Genomic DNA, 3620 nt, shown 5'->3' with positions numbered 1-3620 from the left:
GGGTTGACCGCCGGGGGGTGATCCGGCGGCGGACGGGGCGCCGGGTGGGCGCCCGTTGTGGGGGTGGTGCGGTCACGAACGTAGTGGCAGCGGCCCCGAGGTGTGTACCTGCCAATCAATACCTCTTGTGATGCGATGGAAAGTGATCCACCGGTTCCCGCGCGGTGTATGGACGGCGGCGGGGGGATGACCGAACGATGCGTGTCGCCCTCCGCGCGCCCCCCGCGAGAGTCACGCGCCGGGTCGTGGGGACGGGGCGCCCCGCCGTGGGGAGGAGCGCCGGGGCGACGGCAGGGGTCGGGGAGACCGACGGGGTGTCAGGACGCCGTGCCGAAGCGGGCGTGCGCCGCCAACCATTTCGCGTACCAGGGGTTGCGGCCGGCCGCGTCGCGGTGCACCTGGCGGGCGTGCATCACCACGGCGGGCGCGGCCCCGGCGGCGGCCGACGCCGGGTGCCAGCCGATGAGGTGGCGCCAACTGAGCGGGGACCCGGCCAGGGGAAGGGTGACCACACCGGGGGTCGGGGGGAAGATCGCGCGGCACAGCGCGACCGCCCGACCGAGTTGCACGAGGTGCACACAGCCGGAGGTATCCATCTCATAAACAGATGACGGGGTGAAGCCGGCCCGGGCACAGGCGGCGTAGAAGCAATCCCCGAAGCAACCGTCCCCGGGGGCGTCCACCCACTGCTCCCCGGCGAGGCGCTCCAACTCGATCTCGGGCTCCTCGGCGAGGGGGTGGTTCTCGGAGAGCATCACGAAGATCGGGTCCCTGGCCACGGTCCGCCACACCAACTGATCGGCGGCCGGGGGGGTGGACTCACCGCAGGTCCCGACCAGGGTGAAGTCCAGTCGGCCGGCGACGACCAACTCGCTCAGCTCCTCCACCGACCAACTGGTGAGGGTGGAGATCGTGGCATGCGGGTGGAGGACGGAGAGTTGATCCACCAGCCCGCCCAGAAGGGGCCCGTGGGTGCCGCCCAGACGGAACCGGGGGAGATCCTCCAGGGTGTTGGCGAAGCGAACGGCCTGTTCCTGTAGCTCGCGCATGGCGGGGAGCAGGACCCGGGCCCGGTCCAGGACCAGCTCACCGAGGGGGGTGGGGCGGGCGCCGTGCCGACCGCGCTCGAACAACGGTCCGCCCAACGCCCTTTCTATTCGCTTCAGTTGAGCACTGAGCGCCGATTGTGCCAACCCGAGCGAGGTGGCCGCGCGGGTGAGGCTGCCGGCCTCGTCTATCGCTCGGATGATCTTGAGATGACGCAACTCCAGATCCATAACACGACGCTATGGGTCGAGGGCTCGGGAGGGCAAGCGGCTCGGAGGGCTTCCCCGTCCCCCGGCTGGGCCGGGACGATCGGGGTGAACGACCGGGGTGAACGACGTGGCGTGGAAGGCCGCGCCGGTCGTGCCCTCCGAACGGGAGGGAGGCGACCGGCGCGGACCCGTGCCCCGCCCCGTCCCCGGCCGCCCGCGGGGTGCGACCGGAGACGGGGGGAGAGACCCGGCGCCCCCCGGCCGCCGTGGGGGGTGGATGGCCGGGAGGCACCGGGGTCCGGTGCCGGTGTCCCGCCCGGCGGGGCGGCCGGGACACCGGCGGGCCCGGGAGTGGATCAGGGCATCAGGACCTGGTCGATCAGGTAAACGGTGGCGTTCTCGGTCCGGACGTTGCCGCAGACGACGTTGGCGTCGTTGACGGTGTACTCCTCGTCGGCACCGGAGACGGTGATCTCCCCGCCCTGGAGGGTCTCGTAGGTGCCGTCCTCCAGGTCCTCCGGCGCCAGGCGCTCGCCCACCACGTGGTAGGTGAGCACCGCGGTCAACTGCTCCTGGTCGGCGAGGAGGGCGTCGAGGTCCTCCTCCGGGATGGCCTCGAAGGCCTCGTTGATCGGGGCGAAGACGGTGATGTCCTCGGCGCCGTTCAGCGTGTCGACCAGGCCGGCCTCGGTCAACGCGGTGACCAGGGTGGAGAGCTCGGGGTTGTCGGAGGCCGCGGTGGCCACCGGCTGCTCGGCCATCTCGTCGAAGCTGCCGGCCCCCTCCTCCGGGATGGCGGCGCAGGCGGGGCCGAACGGCGCGGCGGCACCGGCCATGCCCTCGTCCATGTCCGTGGCGGTGTCCTCGGCGGGCTCCTCGGTGTCCTCCTCCGTGCCGTCGGCACCGGCGGCGTCGGTACCGGTCTCCTCCTGCGCGGTGTCGTTCGTGGTGTCCGCGTCGTCGCTGCCGCAGGCGGCCAGGGACAGCGGCAGCATCGCGGCGGTGACGACGGCGATGGCGGTGCGACGCATACGGGTGTTCATCGGAAAAGAACTCCTGGATTCAGGGGCTCCGAGGGAGCCCGGAGAGGGGTGTCCCGACCCGGGGTCGGAACGTGATGTATCGGCAGGTACCACTACCTACCAGTGTTTCCACCGTGATTGTTGAATCTTCGGATGCAGGGGATGTGTCGTTTTCTTTCGGGCGAATCGAGATGAATCGTGTCGATCGGAAACGGTCGAATTCCAAATCGACATGGCTTCGACGTGGTCGGAGGTGTCCGGGGCCGGCTCGCCGGACACCTCGCCGGGGAACTCGACGGGACGCGGGGGTCACTCCACGGTGATCACCACCGAGTGCCAACCGGAGGCGCCGTCGGGGGAGATCCCGACGCGTTCCGGGGTCTGCGTCTCGCCCGTGCCGTCGGTCGCCCGCACCTCCAGGCGATGGGAACCGGGTTCGGCACGCCATTCGAGGAACCACTGGCGCCAGGTGTCGGTGTGCGGCACCCCGGCCGTCACCGCCTCCTGCCAGGGGCCGTCGTCCACCCGCACCTCGACCCGCTCGATCCCCCGGGTCTGTGCCCAGGCGACCCCCGCCACGGCGACCGTCCCCGCGGCCACCCGCGCGAAGGGACGCGGGGTGTCGATCCGGGACTGCGTCTTGATCGGGGCCTCGGCCGCCCACCGGCGGCGCACCCAGTAGGCGTCGACCTCCGCGAAGGTGGTCAACTCCAGTTCCCCCAGCCACTTGCAGGCCGAGACGTAGCCGTAGAGGCCCGGCACGACCATCCGCACCGGGAACCCGTGACGGAAGGGCAACGGCTCGCCGTTCATCCCCACCGCCAGCAGGGCCTCCCGACCGTCCAGCACGGCCTCCACCGGGGTGCCGATGGTCATGCCGTCCACGGAACGGGAGATCAACTGGTCGGCGGGCCCTCCCTCGGAGGGTGCGCGCACCCCCGCCTCCCGCAGCAGATCGGCCAACCGCACGCCGATCCACCGCGCGTTGCCGGTGTAGGGCCCGCCGACCTCGTTGGAGACGCAGGTCAGGGTGATGTCCCGCTCCACCAGCTCGCGCCGCAGCAGATCGCGGTAGTCGAGGATCGACTCCCGCTCCACCCCGAGGCCGTGCAGCCGCAACCGCCAGGTCGTCGCGTCCACCCGGGGCACCGTCAGGGCGGTGTCCACCCGGTAGAAGTCGCGGTTGGGGGTGACGAAGGGGGTCAACCCCTCCACCGGCGGGTCGATCCCCGCCGGCAGGGGGCCCGCCGGCAGATCGGGGGCGGGGAGCGCGATGGCCTCGCGCGCCGCCTCCGCACCCGCCGCACCGGAGTCGGACAGCCCGCGACCCACCAGCCCCGCC

The 3620-nt window shown here is 71.8% G+C and carries 3 protein-coding genes; all 3 read right to left on the bottom strand.

What is annotated here, in order from left to right; genetic code table 11:
- Window positions 1-317 precede the first annotated feature (317 nt).
- Window positions 318-1277 (bottom strand): LysR family transcriptional regulator, encoded by a 960-nt coding sequence (locus tag FOE67_RS19910; protein ID WP_182666211.1) that lies wholly within the window; start codon window positions 1275-1277, stop codon window positions 318-320.
- Window positions 1278-1612: 335 nt separating this feature from the next.
- Window positions 1613-2299 (bottom strand): fasciclin domain-containing protein, encoded by a 687-nt coding sequence (locus FOE67_RS19905; RefSeq protein WP_182666210.1) that lies wholly within the window; start codon window positions 2297-2299, stop codon window positions 1613-1615.
- A 288-nt stretch (window positions 2300-2587) separates the two neighbouring features.
- Window positions 2588-3620 (bottom strand): molybdopterin-dependent oxidoreductase (locus FOE67_RS19900; protein WP_182666209.1); only part of this gene is annotated, 1033 nt, incomplete at its 5' end.

The sequence above is a fragment of the Streptomyces calidiresistens genome (genome assembly GCF_014141525.1).
Taxonomy (GTDB): domain Bacteria; phylum Actinomycetota; class Actinomycetes; order Streptomycetales; family Streptomycetaceae; genus Streptomyces; species Streptomyces calidiresistens.
Note: the sequence above shows the minus strand (reverse complement) of the source record. Positions and strands in the feature narration are given on the sequence as shown.

Coding starts and splice junctions, on each gene's coding strand:
- FOE67_RS19910 (WP_182666211.1), bottom strand. CDS start 1,277: ATGGATCTGGAGTTGCGTCATCTCAAGATCATCCGAGCGATAGACGAG.
- FOE67_RS19905 (WP_182666210.1), bottom strand. CDS start 2,299: ATGAACACCCGTATGCGTCGCACCGCCATCGCCGTCGTCACCGCCGCG.